The organism is Variovorax sp. PAMC26660, assembly GCF_014302995.1.
Classification (GTDB): Bacteria; Pseudomonadota; Gammaproteobacteria; order Burkholderiales; family Burkholderiaceae_C; genus Variovorax.
In genome coordinates this window covers 4812881-4835436 of record NZ_CP060295.1, presented here as the reverse complement: position 1 = coordinate 4835436, position 22556 = coordinate 4812881, and the positions used below count along the sequence as shown (strand labels likewise).

General features: G+C 66.3%; 20 protein-coding genes. 8 read left to right on the top strand and 12 right to left on the bottom strand.

The features are described 5' to 3' along the window. Positions 1–162 precede the first annotated feature (162 nt). The 4 genes from H7F35_RS22765 to H7F35_RS22750 all read right to left on the bottom strand — a co-directional run bounded on the left by H7F35_RS22765 (position 163) and on the right by H7F35_RS22750 (position 4406). The gene (locus tag H7F35_RS22765; protein WP_187108842.1) at positions 163–1335 is read right to left on the bottom strand and encodes an ABC transporter substrate-binding protein; all 1173 of its coding nucleotides are present in this window, start codon (positions 1333–1335) and stop codon (positions 163–165) included. A gap of 168 nt (positions 1336–1503) precedes the next feature. Then, positions 1504–2490 carry a PDR/VanB family oxidoreductase gene (locus H7F35_RS22760; RefSeq protein WP_187108841.1) on the bottom strand — a complete coding sequence of 329 codons (987 nt, stop codon included), beginning with the start codon at positions 2488–2490 and terminating at the stop codon, positions 1504–1506. A 39-nt stretch (positions 2491–2529) separates the two neighbouring features. Continuing rightward, positions 2530–3303, bottom strand: a complete 774-nt coding sequence (locus H7F35_RS22755) for a GntR family transcriptional regulator (protein WP_187108840.1) — start codon at positions 3301–3303, stop codon at positions 2530–2532. Continuing rightward, entirely contained in the window at positions 3300–4406 is a 1107-nt protein-coding gene (locus H7F35_RS22750; protein WP_187108839.1) for an aromatic ring-hydroxylating dioxygenase subunit alpha, read from the bottom strand. The genes H7F35_RS22755 and H7F35_RS22750 overlap by 4 nt, the downstream gene beginning before the upstream one ends. A gap of 146 nt (positions 4407–4552) precedes the next feature. On the opposite strand from H7F35_RS22750, the gene H7F35_RS22745 reads away from it, so the two are divergent. The 4 genes from H7F35_RS22745 to H7F35_RS22730 all read left to right on the top strand — a co-directional run bounded on the left by H7F35_RS22745 (position 4553) and on the right by H7F35_RS22730 (position 9938). Beyond that, positions 4553–5674, top strand: a complete 1122-nt coding sequence (locus H7F35_RS22745; RefSeq protein ID WP_187108838.1) for a 5-methyltetrahydropteroyltriglutamate--homocysteine S-methyltransferase — start codon at positions 4553–4555, stop codon at positions 5672–5674. Positions 5675–5701: 27 nt separating this feature from the next. Further along, positions 5702–6367 (top strand): glutathione S-transferase family protein, encoded by a 666-nt coding sequence (locus tag H7F35_RS22740; protein ID WP_187108837.1) that lies wholly within the window; start codon positions 5702–5704, stop codon positions 6365–6367. A 37-nt stretch (positions 6368–6404) separates the two neighbouring features. Then, a complete protein-coding gene (locus H7F35_RS22735; RefSeq protein ID WP_187108836.1) occupies positions 6405–7784 on the top strand; it encodes a phospholipase D-like domain-containing protein in 1380 nt (459 codons plus the stop codon). 396 nt (positions 7785–8180) lie between these two features. After that, positions 8181–9938 carry an Ig-like domain-containing protein gene (locus tag H7F35_RS22730; protein WP_187108835.1) on the top strand — a complete coding sequence of 586 codons (1758 nt, stop codon included), beginning with the start codon at positions 8181–8183 and terminating at the stop codon, positions 9936–9938. 307 nt (positions 9939–10245) lie between these two features. Here H7F35_RS22730 and H7F35_RS22725 read toward each other — a convergent pair whose 3' ends face one another. Beyond that, positions 10246–11340, bottom strand: coding sequence for an ROK family protein (locus tag H7F35_RS22725; protein WP_187108834.1), 1095 nt, complete (start codon positions 11338–11340; stop codon positions 10246–10248). A 111-nt stretch (positions 11341–11451) separates the two neighbouring features. Between H7F35_RS22725 and H7F35_RS22720 the strand changes: the two genes are divergently transcribed. Next, on the top strand, positions 11452–13008 hold the full coding sequence (locus H7F35_RS22720) for a glycine betaine ABC transporter substrate-binding protein (RefSeq protein WP_187108833.1): 1557 nt from the start codon (positions 11452–11454) through the stop codon (positions 13006–13008). 3 nt (positions 13009–13011) lie between these two features. Here the strand turns inward: H7F35_RS22720 and H7F35_RS22715 are convergent, their stop codons facing one another. From H7F35_RS22715 to H7F35_RS22685, 7 genes are all read right to left on the bottom strand, one after another. Next, on the bottom strand, positions 13012–14448 hold the full coding sequence (locus H7F35_RS22715; RefSeq protein WP_187108832.1) for an aldehyde dehydrogenase family protein: 1437 nt from the start codon (positions 14446–14448) through the stop codon (positions 13012–13014). A 13-nt stretch (positions 14449–14461) separates the two neighbouring features. After that, positions 14462–15820 carry a glucarate dehydratase gene (gene gudD, locus H7F35_RS22710; protein ID WP_187108831.1) on the bottom strand — a complete coding sequence of 453 codons (1359 nt, stop codon included), beginning with the start codon at positions 15818–15820 and terminating at the stop codon, positions 14462–14464. 16 nt (positions 15821–15836) lie between these two features. Next, positions 15837–16823, bottom strand: a complete 987-nt coding sequence (locus tag H7F35_RS22705) for a Bug family tripartite tricarboxylate transporter substrate binding protein (RefSeq protein ID WP_187114378.1) — start codon at positions 16821–16823, stop codon at positions 15837–15839. A 15-nt stretch (positions 16824–16838) separates the two neighbouring features. Continuing rightward, positions 16839–17294: a nuclear transport factor 2 family protein gene (locus H7F35_RS22700; RefSeq protein WP_187108830.1), complete on the bottom strand. Its 456-nt coding sequence runs from the start codon at positions 17292–17294 to the stop codon at positions 16839–16841. Between the two features lie 44 nt (positions 17295–17338). Further along, positions 17339–18250 carry a 5-dehydro-4-deoxyglucarate dehydratase gene (gene kdgD / locus H7F35_RS22695; RefSeq protein ID WP_187108829.1) on the bottom strand — a complete coding sequence of 304 codons (912 nt, stop codon included), beginning with the start codon at positions 18248–18250 and terminating at the stop codon, positions 17339–17341. Positions 18251–18300: 50 nt separating this feature from the next. Continuing rightward, positions 18301–19290: a Bug family tripartite tricarboxylate transporter substrate binding protein gene (locus H7F35_RS22690; protein WP_187108828.1), complete on the bottom strand. Its 990-nt coding sequence runs from the start codon at positions 19288–19290 to the stop codon at positions 18301–18303. 115 nt (positions 19291–19405) lie between these two features. Then, positions 19406–20296, bottom strand: coding sequence for a FadR/GntR family transcriptional regulator (locus H7F35_RS22685; protein WP_187108827.1), 891 nt, complete (start codon positions 20294–20296; stop codon positions 19406–19408). 116 nt (positions 20297–20412) lie between these two features. On the opposite strand from H7F35_RS22685, the gene H7F35_RS22680 reads away from it, so the two are divergent. Genes H7F35_RS22680 through H7F35_RS22670 form a run of 3 tightly spaced genes read left to right on the top strand, consistent with a single transcriptional unit; the run spans position 20413 to position 22527 of the window. Further along, positions 20413–21162 carry an amino acid ABC transporter permease gene (locus H7F35_RS22680; RefSeq protein ID WP_187108826.1) on the top strand — a complete coding sequence of 250 codons (750 nt, stop codon included), beginning with the start codon at positions 20413–20415 and terminating at the stop codon, positions 21160–21162. Next, positions 21159–21815, top strand: a complete 657-nt coding sequence (locus H7F35_RS22675) for an amino acid ABC transporter permease (RefSeq protein WP_187108825.1) — start codon at positions 21159–21161, stop codon at positions 21813–21815. The genes H7F35_RS22680 and H7F35_RS22675 overlap by 4 nt, the downstream gene beginning before the upstream one ends. Further along, the gene (locus H7F35_RS22670) at positions 21799–22527 is read left to right on the top strand and encodes an amino acid ABC transporter ATP-binding protein (RefSeq protein ID WP_187108824.1); all 729 of its coding nucleotides are present in this window, start codon (positions 21799–21801) and stop codon (positions 22525–22527) included. Before H7F35_RS22675 ends, H7F35_RS22670 begins: the two co-directional genes overlap by 17 nt. Positions 22528–22556: the final 29 nt, after the last annotated feature.

The window sequence follows — 22556 nt, the reverse complement described above, 5'->3', positions numbered from 1 at the left end:
ACCGCTCTGTCCAACGCTCGCGCTGATACGGGGCTCTTTTTCGCGAAATAAAGGAGGAGCGAAGCGGGGGACATTCGCGAAAAAGAGCACCGTGTCGGCGGGAGCGTCGCCCTGAACAACAGCGCCCTGAACAAGAGCCCCTCAGAAACAAAGAGCGCAGCCTTACTTCGTCTTGCCCGGGTCCTTCACGCTCTTGATCACATCGAACTCGACGTTGTAGAGCTGCCCGTCCTTCTTCTCCACCTTGCGCAGGTACACGTCCTGCACGATGTCGCGCGTCTGCGCATCGATCAGCACCTGGCCGCGCGGGCTCTCGAAGACCTGGCCCTTCATGGCCGCCAGCAGCGCATCGCCGCCGCCCTGGCCCTTGGTGGTCTTGAGCGCTTCGTAGATCACGCGCATGCCGTCATAGCCACCCACGGCCATGAAGTTGGGGCGCATCTTCGGGTTGGCCTTCTGGAAGGCCTCGACGAATTTCTTGTTCATCGCCGACGGATGTGCGGCCGAGTAGTGATGCGAGGTCACCACACCCAGCGCGCCGTCACCCATGTCGTTGAGTTGATCGTCATCGGTTACGTCGCCGGTGGCGATCAGCTTGATGCCGGCCTTGTCCATGCCGCGCTCCAGAAACTGCTTCATCACGGCCGCACCCGCGCCCGAAGGCACGAAGACGAACAGCGCGTCGGGCTTGGCGTCGCGCACCTTCTGCAGGAACGGCGCGAAGTCGGGGTTGCGCAGCGGCACGCGCAGCTTCTCGATCACCTTGCCGCCGTTCAGGATGAAGCGCTCGCTGAAGAACTTCTCGGCGTCGTTGCCGGGGCCGTAGTCGGCCACCAGCGTCACCACCGTCTTCACGCCGTTCTTGGGTGCCCAGTCGCCCATGGCAACCGACACCTGCGGCAGCGTGAAGCTCGAACGGATGATGTAGGGCGATGCCTCGGTGATGCTCGACGTGGCGGCAGCCATCACGACTTCGGGCGTCTTCGATTGGGTGGCGATGGGCGCCACGGCGAGCGCCAGGGGCGTCAGACCGAAGCCGGCCAGCACGTTGACCTTGTCGTTCACCACCAACTCTTGCGCCAGTCGCTTGGTCACGTCGGGCAGGCCGGTGTCGTCCTTGACGATCAGCTCGACCTTCTTGCCGGCGACGGTGTCGCCGTTCTGGGCCATGTACAGGCGCGCGGCGGCTTCGATCTGGCGGCCGGTGGAGGCCGACTGCCCCGTCATCGGCAGGATCAGGCCGATCTTGAACTTGTTGTCCTGGGCATGGGCCAGGGACATGGAAAGCGCAAGCGCCGAGAGGGCTGCGGTCTGGATGAGATGGCGCCTTTGCATGGAAATCTCCTTATTGGGGCGGGAAACGGAACCGGGGCTATTTTCAACACTTTGCAACATTCGGCGGAGCAGGCAATCACCTACCCAGCCCCTGCCGCGAGGCTTTGTTGCGCGATCAACAAATGAACTGCGCGATCATCGCGCAACGCTGTCTTTGTCTTGAAAGAATCAGCTGTCGGCGCGGTACGCGGAGTCCAGCGTGAGCGTACCCACTGCGCGTGACACACAGGCGCAGATGCGGGTGGTCGCCTCTTTTTCGTGCGCGCTGAGGAACACGTCGCGGTGGTCGATCTCGCCGTCGACCGCGATCACGTCCATGGCGCACAGGCCGCATTCGCCGCGCTTGCAGTCCCACAGCGTCTGCACACCGGCCGCGTCGAGCGCTTCGAGCAGGGTGCAGTCGGCCGGCACGGTGATCGACAGGTCGTGCCGGGGAATGCGCACCTGGAACGCTTGCGTCGCCAGGCGACCGCTGCTGCCGAAGGTCTCGAAGCGCAGGTCCGCAATGGGCCGGCCCGCGGCATGCCAGGCGCGCTTGACGGCTTCGAGCATGGGCACCGGGCCGCAGGTGTAGAGCTGGCCGCCGGGCGGCAGCGCGGCGATGGCGGCGGCAAAGTCGATGGGGGCTGAGCCCTCATGCGCCGCCACGCCCTCGCCCAGTGCTTCGCGCAGGTGATCGAGATAGCCGAACTCGCCGGCATGGCGCGCGCCGTAGAGCATCCGCACCGGCACGCCGCTGCGCCGCGCATGGGCACCGAGGCGCTGCGCCATCAGCACCAGCGGTGTGATGCCGATGCCGCCCGCCACCAGCAGGTAGCCGGGGGCCGACAGGTCGAGCGCGAAGTGGTTCTGCGGTGCGCTCACCTGCAGGCGGTCGCCCACGGCCAGCCGCCACATGGCGAGCGAACCGCCACGGCCGTCGTCGAGCCGCTTGACGGCGATGCGCCAGCACTGACCGTCGCCCTCGCCGACCAGCGAATACGAGCGGGTCTGCACGCGGCCCTGCGCCGTCATCACCTGCACCTGCAGGTGGGCGCCGGGCTCGTAGGTCGAGGCAAAGCCCGCATCGGGCCGCAGCTCGAACTCGCGCACGGTGGGCGTGACATCGCGCAGCGCAACGACCTGCGCCTGCATCCATTGAAGATCGCTTTTCATCGGGGGAACACCCACAAACAGGGAAAGGAAGACGGTCGATCAGCCGCGCCGGCGGATCAGTTGCACGCCGGGCAGCGGGCGCTGCTCGGCGGTGGGCGTGCCATGCAGCGCTTCGCGCAGGTTGCGCCGCGCGATGCGGCTGTGCTCGCGCATCAGCGCCTCGGCGCGCGAGCCTTCGCCGGACTCGATGGCGTCGAGCACCTGCACGTGCTGGTCTTGCGCGATCACGAGCATGTCGCGCGCGGCCGGCGAATTGGCCTGCACGATCACGAAGCCCGAGGGCGAGGCGAACGGCAGGTTGATCACGCGATCCAACTGCTGCGCGATGACGGGGCTGCCTGCCATTTCGCAGAGCAGCGCATGAAAGCGCTCGTTGTGCGTCACGTAGCGCGAGAAGGCCGCGTCGTCGAGCGCGGGCTCGCGCAGCAACTCGTCGATGCGCGTGAGGCAGGCGCGCGCTTCGCGCAACACCACGGGCGCCGCGCCGCGCTCTGCCGCGAGCCGTGCGACCAGGCCTTCGAGCGTGCCGCGCAGCTCGATGGCGTCGGCCACGTCGCGCTCGGAAAAAGTGCGAACGGCATAGCCGCCGTTGGGCAGCGCTTCGAGCAGGCCTTCCTGTTCGAGCCGCATCAGCGCGGTGCGCACCGGCGTGCGCGACACGCCGAGTTGCTCGGAGATGGCGACCTCGGCAATGCGCGCGCCACCGGGCAGGTCGCCCGCAAGGATCATTTCGCGCAACCGCAGCTGGGCCTTCACGGCCTGCGAGCTGCCGCTGTCGCCGGGCTCGACGGGGGAGACGGCGGCGGCCTTCATGCCGTTTGCGACTCGACAGGACGAATCGGAATCGTGGCGCGCTCGGGCTTTTCCTTCTCGACCATGCGGTCGATCAGCCGGCGCGCCCACATCGAACCGGCGTCGATGTTGAGGTTGTAGAACTGGTGGTCGGGATGCTCGTCCATCGCCTTCTGCTGGGCTTCGAGCACGATTTCGTCCTCGCGAAAGATGCCGGCCACGCCCTCGCGCAGCTCGTGCGTGAGGCGCTGCTCTCCGATGCAGTAGTTGCGCGCGAAGGCCCAGAAGTAGAGGCAGGTCTTGTCGGTCTCCGGCGTGATGGTGTTGAGCACATAGCCGTTGACGCCCTTGCTGCGGTCGCCCGGATCGCCGTCCTTCGGCACCGCACCGCTGCCCGCCTCGGCCACGCCGACATCGATGTTCACGGTGCACGGGCCTTCGAAGCGAATGATCTGCCAGCGGTCGACCTTGCCGGTGTAGCCGCGCGCATGGCGGATCTGTCCGCCCCAAAACGGCGGTGCATCGATGCTCTCCATCCAGCGCGTGACAGTGGCCGAACGGTCGCCGTGCGTCGCGACGAAAGGCGCCTCGGCCACTTCGCGATTGCCGATCGACGAGCCGTGCACGAAGGTCTCGTGCGTCAGGTCCATGAGGTTGTCGACCACGAGGCGGTAGTCGCAGTTGACGCGGATCATCTTGCCGTCGCCGGCCCAGGCGGGGTCGTCGTTCCAGTGCATGTCGGGCACCAGCGCCGGGTCGGCCTTGGCTGGGTCGCCGGGCCAGATCCAGACGAAGCGGTGCTTTTCGACCACGGGAAAGCTGCGCACGCAGGCCGAGGGGTTGAGCGTTTCCTGGCTCGGCATGTGGATGCAGCGCCCCTGGCTGTTGTAGACGAGGCCGTGGTAGCCGCAGACCAGCTCGTCGCCTTCGAGGCGGCCCAGCGACAACGGCATCAGCCGGTGCCAGCAGGCGTCTTCGAGCACGGCGACTTGCCCGTCGGTGCGGCGGAACAGCACCACTTTCTGGTTGCAGATCGTGCGTGGCAGCAGGGCATGACGCACTTCGACGTCGTAGGCGGCGGCGTACCAGGCGTTCAGTGGAAAGGCGGTCGTGGGCGTTTTCATGAATACCCAATGTATACAGAAAATAGAAAAATTCCAGCTTAAATCGCCAATTCAAGGGTAAATACCCAGATCACTGTATACAAACAAGTCAACTCCGAAGGCTTTACGATTTGCCGTTCGTTCCCCAGCCACGACGGAGTTCATCCATGTCCCAGCACGCCGCCCTGCCCGCCCGTTACGACCACGTGGGCAGTTTCCTGCGCCCCAAATACCTGCTCGAAGCGCGCGAGCAGAAGGCCAAGGGCGAGATCACGCCCGAGCAACTGCGCAAGGTCGAAGACCAGGCCATCACCGAGATCGTCAAGTTCCAGGAAGACATCGGCCTCAAGAGCATCACCGACGGCGAATTCCGCCGCACCTACTTCCACATCGATTTCCTCGACCAGCTCGGCGGCGTGAAAACCGACATTCCGGTCACCATCCGCCGGCCCGACGGCACCGAGGAACTCGCACCGCCCGCGATGCGCGTGATCGACAAGGTGCGCCACGTCAAGGACATCCAGCTCGCCGACTTCCAGTACCTCAAGAGCCAGGTCTCGGCCGGCCGCACGCCGAAGGTGACGATTCCCTCGCCGACGATGCTGCACTTCCGTGGTGGCCGCGCCGGCATCAGCAAGGACGCGTATCCCGAGCTCGACCCGGTGTTCTACGACGACGTGGCCAAGGCCTACGGCGACGAACTGCGCTCGCTGGCCGCCGCCGGTTGCACCTACGTGCAGATGGACGACACCAACCTTGCCTACCTGTGCGACGAGCACATGCGCGAAGCCGCCCGCAAGCGCGGCGACGATCCGAACGAACTGCCGCACCGCTACGCCGCCTTCATCAACAAGGTGGTGGCGCAGAAGCCGCCGGGCATGCTGCTGGCCATGCACCTGTGCCGTGGCAACTTCAAGAGCACGCACGCCGCTGCCGGCAACTACGAGCCCGTGGCCGAGGCGCTGCTGAAAGAGATGGACCTCGACGCCTACTTCATGGAATACGACGACGCCCGCTCGGGCGACTTCAAGCCGTTGCGCTTCCTGCCCAAGGGCAAGACCGTGGTGCTGGGCCTCGTGACCACCAAGTTCGGCCAGATGGAAGACAAGGACGAACTCAAGCGCCGCATCGAGGACGCCGCCAAGTACGTGCCGCTCGAACAGCTCGCGCTGTCGCCGCAGTGCGGCTTCTCGAGCACCGTGCACGGCAACAACATCGCTGTGGAAGCGCAGCGCAACAAGCTGCGGCTGGTGGTCGAGACCGCACAGGAGGTCTGGGGCTCGACCTGAGGCGCCGTTTCTGGTGAAGTCGGGGGCATGACGACTCACATCTATTCCGGCCCCCTCAGCATGTTCGGCGCCAAGGTCGAGATCGCGGCGCGCGAAAAGGGCGTGGCCTTCGAACTGGTCATGGTGCCCTTCATCAAGGACGACGCCTACGAGCCCAAGCACCCCGAGGTGCTTCGGGTCAACCCCGTCAAGCAGCAGGTGCCCGTGCTGGTCGACGACGAGGTGGCGCTGTTCGATTCGACCCAGATCTTCGAGTACCTCGAAGACCGCTACCCCAGCCCAGCGCTGTGGCCCGAAGGCATTGCCGAACGGGCACGCGCGCGGCAACTGGAGCAGAAGTCCGACGAAGTTTTCTTTCCGAACGTCATCAAGCTGTTCGACCTGCAGGAGGCCATGCAGAGCCCTCCCGCAATCGCGGCCTGCGCCGGCTGCGCGCGCTTCTACGAAGAGATGGAAAGCCTGCTGGCCACGCGCGATTACCTCGCGGGCCCCTACTCCTTCGCCGACATCGCGCTCTACATGGCCCACGTGTTCGCCGACCGCAAGGGCGCGGGCATGACCGACGCCACCCCGCGCCTCGTGGCCTGGCGCGACCGCGTGGGCGACCGGGCGGCAGTGCGCGCGGTGGTCGATCCGATGATGCAGTTCCTGGCCTCGCAAGGGCGAGGCGTGCCGGCCTTCCTGCAACGCTGACCAAGCATCGGCGCGGCACTGAGGCATCATGGGCCCCATGCCGAATACAAGGTTCGACTGGCTGCCCTCTCCGTCGCAGCACTTCCTCATCGTCACTTTTGCGCTGCTGGTCTACGTACTGACCACGCGCGCACGTCGCGAGCAGCGCGCCCCCACCACGGCCATTGCTTGGGTCATGGGGCTGGTGCTGCTGCCCTATTTCATCCTGCCGATGTACCTGCTGTTCGGCCAGCGCAAGCTGCGCCCGGCGGGCTCGCCACGGCCGCCGCGCTCGGTGCCGCCGGGGCACTGGGCGGCCGACCTGATCGAGAGCTTCGGCCTGGCGCCGCCGGGGCGCTGCGCGATCCGCATGCATGCCGACGGCGAGGCCGCGCGCGAGGCGCTGTGGCAGGTGATCGACGGCGCGCGCGAGCGCATCGACGTGTGCACTTTCATCATCGGCGACGATGAACTCGGCCATGCGGTGATCGCGCGGCTGGCGCAACGGGCGCGCGAAGGCATCAAGGTGCGCGTGCTGCTCGACGGCTTCGGTGCGCTGTCGCTGCCGCGCCATCACTTCGACCTGCTGCGCGCAGCGGGCGGCGAGGTGGCCGTGTTCCGCCCCTTCTTCAGCCTGCGCCGCATCGGCCCGCGCAACCTGCGCAACCACCGCAAGTTCACCATTGCAGACGATGCCTGGCTTTGGTCGGGCGGGCGCAACCTGGCGGGCGAATACTTCACCGGCAATACCAAGCACCCCGAAGCCTGGCGCGACCTGTCCTTCGACCTGCACGGCAGCGTGGCCGCCGCAGCCTCGCGTCAGTTCGACCATGACTGGACCTCCGTGCGCCCGCGCAAGGCCCGCGCGATCACGGCCGAAGACGTGCCCGAGGGCTCGGGCACCGCCATGGCCCAGTTCCTGCCGAGTGGCCCCGACCAGACCGAGGACACCGCGCATGCGCTGCTGATCGACGCCTGCTTTCGCGCCGAGCACCGCCTGCTGGCGATCACGCCCTATTTCGTGCCTGGCGACGGCCTGCGTGATGCGCTGCGGCTGGCCGCGCGGCGCGGTGTGCAGGTGACCATCGCAATGCCCGCACGATCGAACCACCGCCTGGCCGACTTCGTGCGCGCACGCGCCATGCGCGACCTGGCGCGCGCCGGTGTGAGCTTTCGCATGCTGCCCTACATGGCGCACGCCAAGGCCGTGGTGGTCGACGACGAGCTGGCCATGTGCGGATCGATCAACCTCGACCTGCGCAGCCTGCTGCTGAACCACGAGGCGAATGTGGTGTTCTACGGGCAGGCCGACATCGAATGGCTGGCCGAGTGGATAGAGACCACCGCCTCGGCCGGTGAGCCCTACCGCGCGCGGCGCCCGGGGCTGGTGCGCGATGTGGCCGAAGGGCTGCTGCTCACCGTCGCGTTCCAGCTCTAGGCGCTGCTGCTGCACGCTCCTTGCCCACCTGCAAGGGCATCCGATGCTCCTTGGCGTGACAAACTGCCCAAATAATAGGCAACCACTACAGCGGGGCAAGCCCCCTTCCTACGGGGCTCAAAATTAAAATTGAGGCCTTACTGGTTATCGCAACTTCGCGTTGAGGAATGAGCGGTCCGCCCTTCCTCCCATAGATTTGTAACCAGCCCCCGCACTTCGGAAGCATCGGCGCCCTTCAGGGCGTTTCGCCTTCGGCGACTTCGATGCGATGCAAAAGCGCGACCAGCAAAGGTGGTCTCGGGCGGGGTTGGCGTGCTTCCTGCAACCCGGGCTCATCGGGTCGCTTGAAGCAATTCCCCTTTGATTTTTGCCGAGTCCCCTTGAGGGGAAAAACCGATGCGATCCGTTTATTCGCTGCTGGCGCGTGCGCGCCGGCTGGGCGCAGCCATGTCTTTTCTGGCCTGCGCCATGTTGTTGCTTTCGCTGTGCGCCCCCGCCCGGGCCGCCATGGACGAGGTCGGCCGTGCAACGCCCAGCGTTCACCGCCTGAAGTTCTTCGTCGATCCGCAACTGGTGGCCGACATCGGCGCACCCGAAGCGGGACGCCGGCTTGCGCAGTACGTGGCCGATATCAACACTGTGTTCACGCGCGAGACCGTGCGCAGCTTCGTCTTCGACCCCGCGAAAGACCTTCGCATCGTCGCGCCGGCTTCGGCACCGCAGTGCGGCTTCAACGGCGTGGCCGAGCGCGAGATCGTGCTGTGCGTGTCGAAGTCGCAGCAAGGCTACAGCCATGGCGGCCTGACCACGAGCACGACCTTCCCGCCCAAGGGCGTGACCTGGAACCTCAACTGGACCACCATCCACGATCCGCTGCGCCTGTCGCGCGCGATCACCCCGAGCGCGCCCGAGTCCACCGAGAAGGACTACCTGGGCCGCCAGCTCAAGACCCTGCTGCATGAACTCGAACACGTCTTCGGCGCGGGCTCCGGCGAGTACTACAACGCCACCGCGGTGACCGACACCACCGGCATCGCGCCGACAACCAACCTGGAACTGGCGAACCCGACCGACCGCTACTGGTGGCCGCGCCAGCACTGGCGGCTCGACCCGCTGCTGGGCACCGTGTTCGAGCAACGCTTCGACCCCGCCGCCAACCGTGTCGCCACGCTGGAGATGATCCGCTTCACCGAAGGCACCAAGGCCAACATCAACACCGACTGGAGCGACTGGCCCCGGCTCGGCACCTCGAAGTACATGGCCGCGACCACCGCCACGCAGGTGCGCGTGACCGACAGCACGACCGGCGCCGCACTGGCCGGTGCGCAGGTCTCGGTCTGGCGCGAAGCCGGCGCGCACAAGCCGCTGGAACTGCTGGTGCAGGGCGCGACGGACGCCAACGGCCGCTTCGCCTTCGACTGGCACTGCGGCTTCAGTTGCTTCGCCGTCGGCAAGACGAATCTTCTGGTGAAGGCACAGTCACCCGACCGCGCGCCGGGCGCGACCTGGTTCACGATCTTCGACGCCTTCGAGCAGAAGGCGGTGCAGGGCCAGGCCACGTTCACCATCGACCTGCCGCTCGGCATTCCCGACACCTACAAGCCGACCGTGTCGCTGGCCGCCCCGGCCATGGCCACGGTGGGCCAGCCGACGACCATCGCGCCGGTGGCGGTAGACAACGTCGGCGTCTTCGGCGTCAAGGTGGTCGGCGCCGACAGCCTGCCGATCTGCACCTTCACCGCGCCGCCGTACACCTGCACCTGGACGCCGACGACAGCGGGCACGCAGACGATCCGCGTGATCGCGCTCGATGCGGCGGGCAATTCTTCCGTCGCCTCCGCCAACGTGATCGTCAATCCGCCGGCCGACACCGTGGCACCTGTCGTGACGCTCACCGTGCCGCAGTCCGTCGCAACCGGCATGGCGACACGGCTCTCTGCCAACGCAACCGACAACGTGAGCGTTGCCGAGCTGAAGTTCATCGTCGACGGGCAGGTCGTGTGCAAGCTGCAGGCCACGCCTTACGTCTGCGCCTGGACTCCCGCGAAGCCCGGCGCCGCAAACATCGAGGTGCGTGCGACCGATGCGGCAGGCAACGTTGCTGCCGCCTCTGTCACTTTGCGTGTTGAAGGTCTGAAGGCTGAAGACCTGTAGCGCGGCCTGCTCAGAAGCGCGTACGTTCGGGGCGCGTGCGAATGACACCGGGAGCTCCCCTGTGCGAATGTCCCCCGCTTCGCTCCTCCTTTATTTCGCTGCGGGGAGCACCCGGTGTCATTCGCACTGGGGCACGCTGCTGGTGATCCTGCGATCAACCACCGCTTTGTCCAACGCTCACGTCGATACGGGGCTGTTTTTAGCTAAATAAAGGAGGAGCGAAGCGGGGGACATTCGCGAAAAAGAGCACCGTGTCGGCGTGAGCGTCGCCCTGAACAGCAGCGCCCCGAGAAGCGCACCAACACGCTCAAAGCACGTTGGTGAAGCTCGCGTTGCCCAGCCCCGTGCCGATGGTCAGCACGCCCCAATGCTGCACGTCGCGCATGAAGGGCAGCTCGCTCAGGCCCTGCACCACCGCGTCGTTGTGCATCAGCACCAGCGTCGGGCCCGAGCCCATCATCGGCATGCGGCGCCACAGCGCGCTGGGCAAGTGGAAGGCATGGCTCTCCCAGTCACCCGGCAGGTTCTGCGCACCGCGCGCGATCGAGCCGTCCTGGCGAATCAGGCCCGGGCAACCGATGCCGATGAAGGGCGCGAGCCGGATTTTCTTGCGCTCGCTGTAGACCACCATGTCTTCGAGCATGTCTGCGATGTGCTCGACCATGTCGCTACGGTTCGGGCCCTCGTCGGCGTGGCGCCATTTCTCGCGGCGCACCACCTTGGCCAGCGAGAAGTCGGGCGCCTTGCGATGCCGTGTCTTGACGATGCCGCAGCGCACGTTGGTGCCGCCGATGTCCACCGCAAGGATCGCGTCGTGCTTCTTCAGCATGGCGGGCGGCGTGAGATGCACCCAGCCGATCAGGCCGCCGTCGTCCACGTTGTGCGAGAGCCGCCCGAGCTGCACGTGCACACCCATGTCTTCGAGGATCGCACCCGCCTGCAGGATCGCGCGCTCGCCCACGTCGCTCTCGGGAAAGCCACCGCCGACCACGATGCGCTGCACCTTCTGCCACGAAGGCTGGCGCATGAAGCGCTGGATCACGAAGGCCAGCTCCTCGGCGAACTCCTCGATGGCGCCGTGCATCACGTCGGCGGCTTCGGAGGCCTTCTTCTCCTGCAGCGCGCGGTCGAGTTCCTTCTTGCTGAGATCGCGCGAATGCGAGCGGCCCAACGGGTCCTTGCCGTTCTTGCGGCGGCGCTTGCGCCAGCGTTCAAGCAGTTCCCTGAAGGCCGTCTGGCTGGCCTGGTCGCCGACAAAGCCGTCCTTGTCCCGCAACTGCAGGCTGTAGCCGTCGACCAGCAGGCCTGGCAGTTCGCGCAGGCCGTGGACCTCGGGGCCTGGCAGATCGCTCTTTTGTGGTTTGGGTGATCGGGTCTTGGTCTTGGTGGGCTTGGACTTCATGGCAATCGACTATGGGCCGACGCGCGGTCCCGCCGCATCGGCTCCGCGCACCACGGCGTGTAGGAGGCGAACGGGTACTCCACGCGAAGAGATGTCTATACACTGGCCCGGATGCTCCTGCACCGCCGCCTCTGGCGCACAGCCCTGTTGCTCTCCATTGCCTGGCTTGCGGCCGTCTCGCCTGCGCAGGCCGCCGACGAGACGCTGCGTGTCGGCTCCAAGCGCTTCACCGAGTCGTACATCCTCGCCGAGCTGTTGGCACAGACCGCCGCGCCGCACACCGCATCACCGCCCGTGGTGCGGCAAGGGCTGGGCAACACGGCCATCGTCTACGAGGCACTGCGCTCGGGCGCCATCGACCTCTATGCCGAATACACCGGCACCATCGCGCTCGAAATTCTCAAAGGCTCGCCGGCAGAAACGCGCGAGGCGATGAATGCCGCACTCGCACCGATGGGCCTGGGCGTGGCCATTCCGCTCGGTTTCAACGACGGCTATGCGCTGGCGGTGCGGGCGGCCGATGCCGACCGGTTCGGCCTGCGCACGCTGAGCGACCTGGCGAAGCACCCCGAACTCAAGCTCGGCCTGTCGAACGAATTCCTCGGCCGCGCCGATGGCTGGAAAGGGCTGGCTTCGCGCTACGGCTTCACGCAGACACCGACAGGCCTCGACCACGGGCTGGCCTACGAGGCCGTGGCGGCGAAGCAGATCGATGCCATCGACATCTACACGACCGACGCCAAGATCGACCACCTCGGCCTGCGCGTGCTGGAAGACGACAGGAAGTACTTTCCGCGCTACGACGCCGTGGTGCTCTACAAGCTCGACCTGCCGACGCGACTGCCCAAGGCGTGGGCCGCACTGCAAACACTGGAAGGCAAGGTCGACGAGCACGCCATGATCGCGATGAATGCGCGCGCCGAACTGCAGAGCGTGCCCTTCGACGTGATTGCGCGCGACTTCATCGCAAGCGCCGGCAAGGACGGCAAGGTGCAGCCGCCGCAAGAGGCCAAGCGAGGTTTCACCGCCAAGCTGTTCGGCCCCGACCTCTGGCAGCTTGCGCGCCAGCACCTGTTGCTGGTGGCGGTATCGGTGGGCGTGGCCATCCTGATCGGCGTGCCGCTCGCGATCCTGGTGTTTCCGCATCTGCGGCTGCGCGCGCTGGTGCTGGGCTTTGCGGGGATTCTGCAGACCGTGCCGTCGCTGGCGCTGCTGGCCGTGCTGATCTCGATGCTCGGTGCCATCGGCGCGCTGCCGGCACTGATCGCGCTCACGCTCTATTCGCTGCTGCCGATCATGCGCAACACGGTGACGGGCCTGAGCGAAGTGCCGAACGGCCTGCGGCTGGCCGGCACCGCGCTCGGCATGACGCCGCCGCAGAGCTTGCAACTGGTGCTGCTGCCGCTGGCGCTGCCCACGCTGCTGGCGGGTGTGCGAACGGCCACGGCCATTGCCATCGGCACTGCGACCATCGCCGCCTTTATCGGTGCTGGCGGCTTCGGCGAGCGCATCGTGACGGGGCTGGCGCTCAACGACCGCGAGTTGCTGCTGGCCGGCGCGCTGCCGGCCGCTGCGATGGCGCTGATCAGCGAAGGCATCTTCGAGCTGATCGAACTCGTGATGCGCCGCCGCCGGCGCGCACCACCGAGTTCGCTGCCGCTGGTCTGAAGATCAGGCCAGCGTGTAGGCCGTCTTCACCGTGGTGAAGAACTCCTGCGCGTACTTGCCCTGCTCGCGCGGGCCGTAGCTGCTGCCCTTGCGGCCACCGAACGGCACGTGGTAGTCCACACCCGCCGTCGGCAGGTTGACCATCACCATGCCGGCCTGGCTGTGGCGCTTGAAGTGCGTGGCGTACTTCAGCGAGGTGGTGGCGATGCCGGCCGAGAGACCGAACTCGGTGTCGTTCGCCGTGGCCAGCGCTTCTTCGTAGTTCTTCACGCGGATCACGCTCGCGACCGGGCCGAAGATTTCTTCCTTGTTGATGCGCATGGCGGCGGCCGATTCGCTGAACAGCGCGGGCGACATGTAGTAGCCGTCGGTCTCCAGCTTCAGGCGTTCGCCGCCGGCCGCGAGCGTTGCGCCCTCGCCCTTGCCGATGGCGATGTACTCCATGTCCTGGTCAAGCTGCGACTTGGACGAGACCGGGCCCACATCGGTGCCTTGCGTGAGCGCATCGCCCACCTTGATCTTCGCCATGCGCACCTTCATCGCCTCGATGAACTTCGGGTAGATGCCTTCGGTCACGATGAGCCGGCTGGACGCGGTGCAACGCTGGCCGGTCGAATAGAAGGCGCTCTGTACGCTCAGCTCCACGGCTTGCGCGAGGTCGGCGTCGTCCAGGATCACCTGCGGGTTCTTGCCACCCATTTCGAGCTGCACCTTCTTGTGGTTGGTGACGCACTGGATCGCGATGTTGCGGCCCACGCCCACCGAACCGGTGAAGCTGATCGCATGGATGCCCGGGTGCTTGACCAGCGCTTCGCCGATCACGCTGCCACGGCCCATCACGAGGTTGAACACGCCCGCCGGAATGCCTGAGCGGCTGATGATCTCGCTCAGCGCCCAGGCGCTGCCCGGCACGAGGTCGGCGGGCTTGAGCACCACGCAGTTGCCGAAGGCCAGGGCGGGCGCGATCTTCCACGCGGGAATGGCAATGGGAAAGTTCCACGGCGTGATGAGACCGACCACGCCGACCGGCTCTCGCGTGATCTCGACGCCGATGTTGGGGCGCACCGAAGGCAGCAGCTCGCCCGACAGGCGCAGGCATTCGCCGGCGAAGAACTTGAAGATCTGGCCCGCGCGCGTGGCTTCGCCGATGCCTTCGGCCTTGGTCTTGCCTTCTTCGCGTGCCAGCAGCGTGCCCAGCTCTTCCTTGCGCGCAAGGATCTCGGTGCCGATCTTGTCGAGCGCGTCGGAGCGCGCCTGGATGCTGCCCGTGGCCCAGGCCGGGAAGGCTGCGGTGGCAGCTGCCACGGCGGCGTCGACGTGGGCTGCATCGCCCTGCGTGTACTGGCCCAGCACGTCGGCCAGGTTGCTGGGGTTGACGTTGGGACTGTAGCTTGCGCCGGCACGCCATTCGCCGGCGATGAGGTTGTCGAAGTTCTGCATTGCGTCGTTTCCTTCAGCGCACCATGCACGGGCGCTTGTTGTCGAAAGTCCAGTTGGGAATCAGATATTGCATCGCTTGCGCATCGTTGCGCGCACCGAGGCCATGTTTCAGGTAAAGCTGGTGCGCCTTCTCGACTTCGTCCATGTCGAGTTCGATGCCCAGGCCGCCGCGCGTCGGCACCTTCACGAAGCCGCCCTCGATCTGCAGTGGCGACTTGGTCAGGCGCTGGCCATCCTGCCAGATCCAGTGCGTGTCGATGGCCGTGACCTTGCCGGGTGCGGCAGCGGCCACGTGTGTGAACATCGCCAGCGACACATCGAAGTGGTTGTTGGAATGCGAGCCCCAGGTCAGGCCCCAGGCCTGGCACAACTGCGCCACACGCACGGAGCCCTGCATGGTCCAGAAGTGCGGGTCGGCCAGCGGAATGTCAACCGACTGCAGCGAGAGGCTGTGCACCATCTCGCGCCAGTCGGTGGCGACCATGTTGGTTGCCGTCGGCAAGCCGGTGGCACGGCGGAACTCCGCCATCACCTCGCGGCCGGAGAACACGCCTTCGGCGCCGCACGGGTCTTCGGCATAGGCCATCACGCCATGCAGGTCACGGCACAGGCGAATCGCGTCCTGCAGCAGCCAGCCGCCATTCGGATCGAGCGTGACGCGCGCTTGCGGAAAGCGTTCGTGCAACGCACGGATCGCCTCGACTTCTTCTTCGCCGCGCAGCACGCCGCCCTTGAGCTTGAAGTCGGTGAAGCCGTAGCGCGCGTGCGTGGCTTCGGCCAGGCGCACGATGGATTCGGGCGTCATCGCTTCTTCGTGGCGCAGGCGGAACCAGTCGTTGTCGGCGCCGGGGTCGGTCTGGTACGGCAGGTCGGTCTTCTTGCGATCACCCACATAGAACAGATAGCCGAGCATCTGCACCGCATCGCGCTGCTGGCCTTCGCCGAGCAATGCTGCCACGGGCACTTCGAGGAACTGGCCCAGCAGGTCGAGCAGCGCGGCCTCGACGGCTGTGACCGCGTGGATGGTCACGCGCAGGTCGAAGGTCTGCTGGCCGCGGCCGCCGCTGTCGCGGCCGGCGAAGGCGCTGCGCAGGCTGTTGAGCACCGCGTTGTGGCGGCCGATGGGCTGGCCCACGATGAGGTCGCGCGCATCCTCGAGCGTCTGGCGGATCTTCTCGCCGCCCGGCACCTCGCCGACGCCGGTGTGGCCGGCGCTGTCGGTCAGGATCAGCAGGTTGCGCGTGAAGAAGGGGCCATGGGCGCCGCTGAGGTTCATCAGCATGCTGTCGTGGCCCGCGACGGGCACGACGCGCATGCCGGTGACGACGGGCGCGCCCGACACGACGTTGGAAACGGATTCAGGACTTGTCATCTTCGGGCTCGGTGCTTCAGTCTGCAGTGATGTGACGGGTGTCGATGAGCGTCTTCCATCGCGTCCATTCGCGCAACTGGAAGGCAGTGAAATCTTCTGGCGTGCTGGCGACGATTTCAAGGCCCTGGTCGAGCATGCGCTTTTTCGTCTCGGGGTCCTGCATGGCGGCCATCGTCGCGTCGCTCAGCTTCTTCTTCAGTGCGGGCGGCAGTCCCTTGGGCGCGGCCATGCCTTGCCACGAGTAGACCTCGGCGCCCTTCACGCCGGCCTCGGCCAGCGTGGGCACGTCAGGCAGTACGGGCGAGCGCTTGTCGCCTGTGACCGCGATGGCGCGCAGCTTGCCCGCGCGGATGTGCGGCAGCACCGCATTCACGTTCTGGAACGAGAAATCGACCTGGTTGCCCAGCAGGTCGTTGACTGCCGGCGCGCCGCCCTTGTAGGGCACGTGCACGCCTTCGGTCTTGGTCTGCTGCCAGAAGAGTTCGGCCGAGAGATGGTCGGACGAGCCATTGCCCGAACTCGCGAACGAGACCTTGCCCGGCGCCTTGCGCAGCAGCGCGAGCACGTCGGCCACCGTGTGCTCGGGCCGCGCGACATTGGCAACGAGCACGTTGGGCGCCTGCACGGGCACGCTGATGTAGTCGAAGTCTTTCGTCGCGTCGTAGGGCACGCTCTTTTGCAGGTGTGGCGTGACGACGAAAGCGCCGAGCGACGACACGAGCAGCGTGTAGCCATCGGGCGCTGCGCGCTTGACGAAGCCGGTGCCGATGGTGCCGGTGGCACCCGGACGGTTGTCGACGACGAAGCTGCCGCCGAGCCTGGTCTGCAGTTGCAGCGCCAGTGCGCGCGCCACCATGTCGGTGGAGCCGCCGGCAGGAAACGGCACGATGATGGTCACCGGCTTTTGCTGCGGCCATGCATCGGCCTGCGCCGACGCATGCAGAGGCAGCAGCGCGGTGGCGGCGAGCACAAGGCCCGCCGCAAGCGTTTGTCTTCTGTTCATCATTCGCGTGTCCGCTCAGGACGCGACGCGGACGGCCTGGCGGGCCAGCAGCTTCCAGTCGCCGCCCTGCTTCTGCCAGACACCGAGGATCTTCAGGCTGACCTTGCCCGGCTTGCCCGAGTCGTTGGTGTCGGCCGTGAGCGTGTGCCGCACGATGGCCGTGCGGCTGTCGACCACCTTGATCGTCTGCTCGGTGATGGCGATGCTGACGAAGTCGGACTTGCCATCCATCAGGTCGCTGATGAAGCTGGTCTTGGTGTCGACCTTGCCGCCCGAATGACCGTAGCTCAGGTCGTCGGCCACCAGCGCGCCGAGCGCGGCGGCGGTCGGGTCGATCATTGCGACGCGCAGGCGCTCGGCGGCCGCGGCCACCTCGGGTTGCGCCGAAGCGGAACTGCCCGCAGGCATCATCGCGCAGCCCGAGAACATGGCGGCCGCAGCGGCGACCAGGAAGAACTTCTTGAAGGACATGACGTGTTGTCTCCGTCGTTTTTGTTGTGGTGGCGCAAGCGCGCTTACTGTGGGCCCAGTGCGTCGATCAGCGCCTTGAGCTGTTCCATCTCGGCGGGCTTCAGGTCGGTCAGCGGTGCGCGCACCGGGCCGGCGTCGTGGCCGACGATCTTCGCGCCCGCCTTGACGATGCTCACGGCATAGCCGGGCACGCGGTTGCGCAGTTCGAGGTAAGGCATGAAGAAGTTCTTCAGCAGGCGGTGCTGCGTGGGCAGGTCGTCGTTGGCGACCGCGTGATAGAAATCCATCGCCGTCTTAGGGATGAAGTTGAAGACAGCCGACGAATACACCGGCGTGCCCATGGCCTTGTAGGCCGCGGCATAGACCTCGGCCGTGGGCAGGCCGCCCAGGTAGGCGAATCGCTCGCCCATGCGCTGGTAGATCGCGACCATGGCTTCGATGTCGCCCACGCCGTCCTTGAAGCCGACGAGGTTCGGGTTGCGCTCGGCCAGGCCGGCGAGCGTGTCGGGCTTGAGGCGACTCGATGCGCGGTTGTAGACGATCACGCCGAACTTCACGCTCTTGCACACAGCCTCGACATGCGCAGCAAGGCCTTCCTGGCCGGCTTCGGTGAGGTAGTGCGGCAGCAGCAGGATGCCGTGCGCGCCGGCCTTTTCCGCCGCTTGCGCGCACTGGATGGCAAAGCGCGTCGGGCCACCGGCGCCGGCAATGATCGGCACCACGCCCCGGCAGGTGTCGACCGCCGTCTGGATGATGCCGGGGTACTCCTCGCCGGTCAGCGAGAAGAACTCGCCCGTGCCGCCAGCCGCGAACAGCGCACTTGCACCATAGGGAGCGAGCCATTCGAGCCGCTGCTGGTAGCCCTTCTTGTTGAAGTCGCCGTTGCTGTCGAAGTCGGTCAGCGGAAACGAGAGCAGGCCGGAGCCCATGATGGTCTTGAGTTCTTGCGGGTTCATCGGGAAGAGTCCAGTGAAGATTAGGAAAGGAAGAAAGGGTTGGCGGCCGGTCAGTCGAGCCTGACGTTGGCCTCTTTGATGACTTGCGCCCAGCGCGCGCGCTCCTTGGCGAAGAACTGGTCCTGCTCGGGCGCGGTCATGGTCACGACTTCGGCGCCCTGCCCCGCGAGGCGGGCCCGGATGTCGGGCGTGCGGATGATGCGGGTCAGCTCGCGGTTGAGCCGCGCAATCACCGCGTCGGGTGTGCCGCGCGCCGCGACCACGCCCTGCCAGGTGCCCGACTCGTAGCCGGGCACGCCTTGCTCTGCGATGGTCGGCACGTTGCCGATCAGCGGCATGCGCGTGGCCTTGGACACGGCGATCAGCTTGAGCTTGCCGGCCTGCACCTGCGGGTAGGTCGCGAGCATGCCGTTCATGAGCACCTGCGTCTGGCCCGAGACGGTGTCGAGCACGGCCTGCACGCCGCCCTTGTAGGGCACGTATTCCCACTTGGCGCCGACCTTGCGCTGCAGCTCGATGCCGGCGAGGTGCGCGGTGCTGCCGCTGGCCGTGACGGCAAAGTTCAGATCGCTCTTCTTCGACAGGTCGACGAGTTCCTTGAGCGTGCTCGCCTGCACCGAGGGGTGCACCACCAGCAGGTGCGGCGAGTAGGCCAGCATGGCCACGCTGCGCAGGTCCTTCGACGGATCGAAAGGCAGCTTCGGGTACAGCGACGGGCTGATGGCCAGCGCGCCGAGGTCGCACAGCATGACGGTGTAGCCGTCGGCCGGCGCCTTGGCCAGCAGGTCGGCGCCGAGGTTGCCGTTGGCGCCGGCGCGGTTGTCGATGATCACCGACTGGCCCAGCGCCTCCGACAAGGGCTGGCTGATGGAGCGCGCAATGATGTCGGACGATCCGCCCGGCGGGTACGGAACGATGAGCCTGAGCGGCTTGAACGGCCAAGTGCCGCCGCTGCCCTGCGCGAATGCACGCACGGGCAAGGTTGCGGCCAGCGTCGTGGCCAGTGCGGCGCCGAGTGCGCCGCGTCGGTTGATGGTCATGCTTGCTGCCTCCTGTTGTTCGATCTGCCTCATGGCTTCGCCCGGATGTCCGGACAAGAGATCAGTCATCGTACAACTAGAGAGACAAGTTGTCCAGCATGCCTGGACAAAAAACTCAGCGGGAGGGGGAGTTGTCGGACGAAGCAGTGCCTGCTGCTGCAGGCATGCCCACGGAAGCTTCGGCCTTCGCCTTTTGCTGCGCAGCCTCCTGTGCCATGCGCAGCCGTTCGCGGCTGTTGGTCAGGTGGATGCGCATGGCGGCACGGGCTGACTCGGGGTCGCGGCGCGCAATGGCCGCATAGATCTCTTCGTGCTCGCGGTTGACGCGGCTCAGGTACGGCGCGCCACCGCCCTCGTGGGTGCGAATGGCACTGATGCGCGTGCGCGGAATGATCGTGGTGCCCAGGTGCCGCATGATGTCCGCGAAGTACGGGTTGCCGGTCGACTGGGCGATCTGCAGGTGAAAGCGGAAGTCGGGCGCCACCGTGTCGCCGGCCACCGTCACGTTGTGCTCGAAGTCGTCGAGCGCCTGGCGCATGGCCACCAACTGCTCGTCGGTGCGCCGGCTGGCGGCGAGCCCGGCCGACTCGGTCTCCAGGCTGATGCGCAGCTCCAGCACCGCCAATACATCGACCGAAGCAGCGATTTCACCCGGATCGAGGCGAAACACCCCGCCCGGCCGCGGCTGCAGCACGAAGGTGCCCACGCCGTGCAGCGTCTCGACCAGCCCGCCGGCCTGCAGCTTCGACAGCGCCTCGCGCACCACGGTGCGGCTCACGCCATAGGCTTGCATGATGGCCGACTCGGTCGGCAGCTTGTCGCCGGGGCGCAGCGACTGGCTGCGGATCTTCTCGCCCAGGTCGTCCACCAGCCCGTGCGCCAGGCCGCGCGCACGCGGGCGCGGGCGCCCCACGAAGGCGGCGCCGGCCGCCGCCGGAGCGGCGGAAGCGGCCGTTTCTGCCGCTTCATCTGACATCAAGGGATTACCCGCAGTCGACTGAACCATGGCCACGATGATAATCTCCAATTAGTTGTACGACAACCGATAACTTATCACTCTGACCTCTTTCGAAGCCGTTTCGCACGCCTCGTCGGGGCTTTTGCGGTCTCTACGGCATTCACATGAAGTATTCGCTCGACTTCGCTCCGCTGGCATCGTACTGGCCCGTTTTCATCAACGGCGCCTGGCTGACGCTCAAGATGACCGCGCTTGCGGTTGTGGTTGGCGTTTGCATCGGCACGCTGGTCGCCTTTGCCAAGCGCAGCAAGATCAAGCCGCTCTCGCGTGCCTGCACCATCTACATCGAGATCGTGCGCAACACGCCTTTCCTGGTGCAGATCTTCCTCCTGTACTTCGGCTTGGCCAGTTTCGGCGTGCGCATGCCGACCTTCGCGACCGCCGTGCTGGCGATGGTGATCAACATCGCGGCCTATGCCGCGGAGATCATCCGCGCCGGACTTGAGGCGGTGCCGCGCGGGCAGATCGAGGCGGCCGAATGCCTGGGTCTTTCGAAGTGGCGCATCGGCTGGCACGTGATGCTGCAGCCGTCGATCGAGAAGGTGTACCCCGCCCTCACGAGCCAGTTCCTGCTGATGATGCAAGCCTCGGCCATGGCTTCGCAGATCTCGGCCGAAGAACTCACGGCCATTGCGAACACCGTGCAGTCGGACACCTTCCGCTCGCTGGAGACCTACATCGTGGTCGCGGCGCTGTACCTCGTGCTGTCGCTCTTCATCAAGCTCGTGACCTGGGCGCTGGGCGAGTACCTGTTCCGCCGCCGCCGCGTGGTGCGCCGCGCCGCCGCGCAGGCCGGCAAGGCACAGCCGGCAGCGCCAGCAGCAGCCGTCGCCATCCACGGAGGCGCTGCATGAGCCTCGGCCATTTCACCTTCACGCACCTGATTTACCTGGTGCAGGCTATCGGCTGGACGCTGGTGCTCTCGGCCATCGCCTTCGCGCTCGGTGCTGTCGGCGGCTTCGGCCTGATGCTCGCGCGCATCTCGCCGCGCGGCTGGCTGCGCTGGTTCGCGGTGGTCTACATCGAATGCATCCAGGGCATTCCGCTGCTGATCCTGCTGTTCATCGTGTACTTCGGCCTGTCGGTGTACGGGCTCTCGCTGCCCTCGCTGGTGGCGGCCGGCCTGGCGATGATGATTTACGTGAGCGCCTACCTCGGCGACATCTGGCGCGGCTGCATCGAAGCCATGCCCAAGCCGCAGTGGGAAGCCTCCGAATGCCTGGCCCTCTCGCGCTGGCAGACGCTGCGCCTCGTGATCATTCCGCAGGCGGTGCGCCTGTCGCTGCCGCCCACGGTCGGCTTCCTGGTGCAGATCATCAAGATGACTTCGCTGGCCTCGGTGATCGGCTTCGTCGAGCTCACGCGCGCCGGCCAGATCATCAACAACACCATCTTCCAGCCCTTCCTGGTTTTCTTCCTGGTCGGCGCTTTCTATTTCGCCCTGTGCTATCCGCTGTCGCGCTGGAGCGAAGCGATGGAGAAGAAACTCAATGTCGCCAATCGTTAAGCTGGACCACGTCTACAAGAGCTTCGGTTCAAACCAGGTCTTGAAGGGCGTTTCGTTCGAGGTCGCCAAGGGCGAGATGATCGCAATCATCGGCGCCAGCGGCTCGGGCAAGAGCACGGCGCTGCGCTGCATCGACCGGCTCGAAGTGATCGACAAGGGCACCATCGAGGTCTGCGGCATCCGCGTCGACAGCCCGAACGTCGACCTGAAGAAGCTGCGGCTCGAAGTGGGCATCGTGTTCCAGAGCTACAACCTGTTCCCTCACCTCACGGTGCAGGAAAACATCATGCTGGCGCTGCGCCACGTGAAGAAGCAGTCGCGCGGCGAAGCGCACGACGTCGCCCTGCGCGTGCTCGACCAGGTGGGCCTGAAGGAAAAGGCCGGCGCCTACCCCGAACAACTCTCCGGCGGCCAGCAGCAGCGCGTGGCCATCGCGCGCTCGCTCGCGATGTCGCCCAAGGTCATGCTGTTCGACGAGGTCACCTCCGCGCTCGACCCGCAACTCACCGGCGAAGTGCTGCGCGTGATGGAAGACCTTGCGGCCGGCGGCATGACCATGCTGCTCGTCACGCACGAGATGGCCTTCGCCAAGCGCCTGGCCGACCGGATCATCTACATGCACCAGGGCACCGTCTGGGAGACCGGCCCCGGCGACATGCTCGACGCGCCCAAGACGCAGGAGCTGCGCACCTTCCTGAACAACGGGCTGTAAGCAGGCAGCCCGGGCATTTCATTCACTCC

Excerpts from the sequence above, each read along its gene's own strand:
- H7F35_RS22765 (WP_187108842.1), bottom strand. The coding sequence starts at position 1,335 with ATGCAAAGGCGCCATCTCATCCAGACCGCAGCCCTCTCGGCGCTTGCG.
- H7F35_RS22760 (WP_187108841.1), bottom strand. The coding sequence starts at position 2,490 with ATGAAAAGCGATCTTCAATGGATGCAGGCGCAGGTCGTTGCGCTGCGC.
- H7F35_RS22755 (WP_187108840.1), bottom strand. The coding sequence starts at position 3,303 with ATGAAGGCCGCCGCCGTCTCCCCCGTCGAGCCCGGCGACAGCGGCAGC.
- H7F35_RS22750 (WP_187108839.1), bottom strand. The coding sequence starts at position 4,406 with ATGAAAACGCCCACGACCGCCTTTCCACTGAACGCCTGGTACGCCGCC.
- H7F35_RS22745 (WP_187108838.1), top strand. The coding sequence starts at position 4,553 with ATGTCCCAGCACGCCGCCCTGCCCGCCCGTTACGACCACGTGGGCAGT.
- H7F35_RS22740 (WP_187108837.1), top strand. The coding sequence starts at position 5,702 with ATGACGACTCACATCTATTCCGGCCCCCTCAGCATGTTCGGCGCCAAG.
- H7F35_RS22735 (WP_187108836.1), top strand. The coding sequence starts at position 6,405 with ATGCCGAATACAAGGTTCGACTGGCTGCCCTCTCCGTCGCAGCACTTC.
- H7F35_RS22730 (WP_187108835.1), top strand. The coding sequence starts at position 8,181 with ATGCGATCCGTTTATTCGCTGCTGGCGCGTGCGCGCCGGCTGGGCGCA.
- H7F35_RS22725 (WP_187108834.1), bottom strand. The coding sequence starts at position 11,340 with ATGAAGTCCAAGCCCACCAAGACCAAGACCCGATCACCCAAACCACAA.
- H7F35_RS22720 (WP_187108833.1), top strand. The coding sequence starts at position 11,452 with ATGCTCCTGCACCGCCGCCTCTGGCGCACAGCCCTGTTGCTCTCCATT.
- H7F35_RS22715 (WP_187108832.1), bottom strand. The coding sequence starts at position 14,448 with ATGCAGAACTTCGACAACCTCATCGCCGGCGAATGGCGTGCCGGCGCA.
- gudD (WP_187108831.1), bottom strand. The coding sequence starts at position 15,820 with ATGACAAGTCCTGAATCCGTTTCCAACGTCGTGTCGGGCGCGCCCGTC.
- H7F35_RS22705 (WP_187114378.1), bottom strand. The coding sequence starts at position 16,823 with ATGAACAGAAGACAAACGCTTGCGGCGGGCCTTGTGCTCGCCGCCACC.
- H7F35_RS22700 (WP_187108830.1), bottom strand. The coding sequence starts at position 17,294 with ATGTCCTTCAAGAAGTTCTTCCTGGTCGCCGCTGCGGCCGCCATGTTC.
- kdgD (WP_187108829.1), bottom strand. The coding sequence starts at position 18,250 with ATGAACCCGCAAGAACTCAAGACCATCATGGGCTCCGGCCTGCTCTCG.
- H7F35_RS22690 (WP_187108828.1), bottom strand. The coding sequence starts at position 19,290 with ATGACCATCAACCGACGCGGCGCACTCGGCGCCGCACTGGCCACGACG.
- H7F35_RS22685 (WP_187108827.1), bottom strand. The coding sequence starts at position 20,296 with ATGGTTCAGTCGACTGCGGGTAATCCCTTGATGTCAGATGAAGCGGCA.
- H7F35_RS22680 (WP_187108826.1), top strand. The coding sequence starts at position 20,413 with ATGAAGTATTCGCTCGACTTCGCTCCGCTGGCATCGTACTGGCCCGTT.
- H7F35_RS22675 (WP_187108825.1), top strand. The coding sequence starts at position 21,159 with ATGAGCCTCGGCCATTTCACCTTCACGCACCTGATTTACCTGGTGCAG.
- H7F35_RS22670 (WP_187108824.1), top strand. The coding sequence starts at position 21,799 with ATGTCGCCAATCGTTAAGCTGGACCACGTCTACAAGAGCTTCGGTTCA.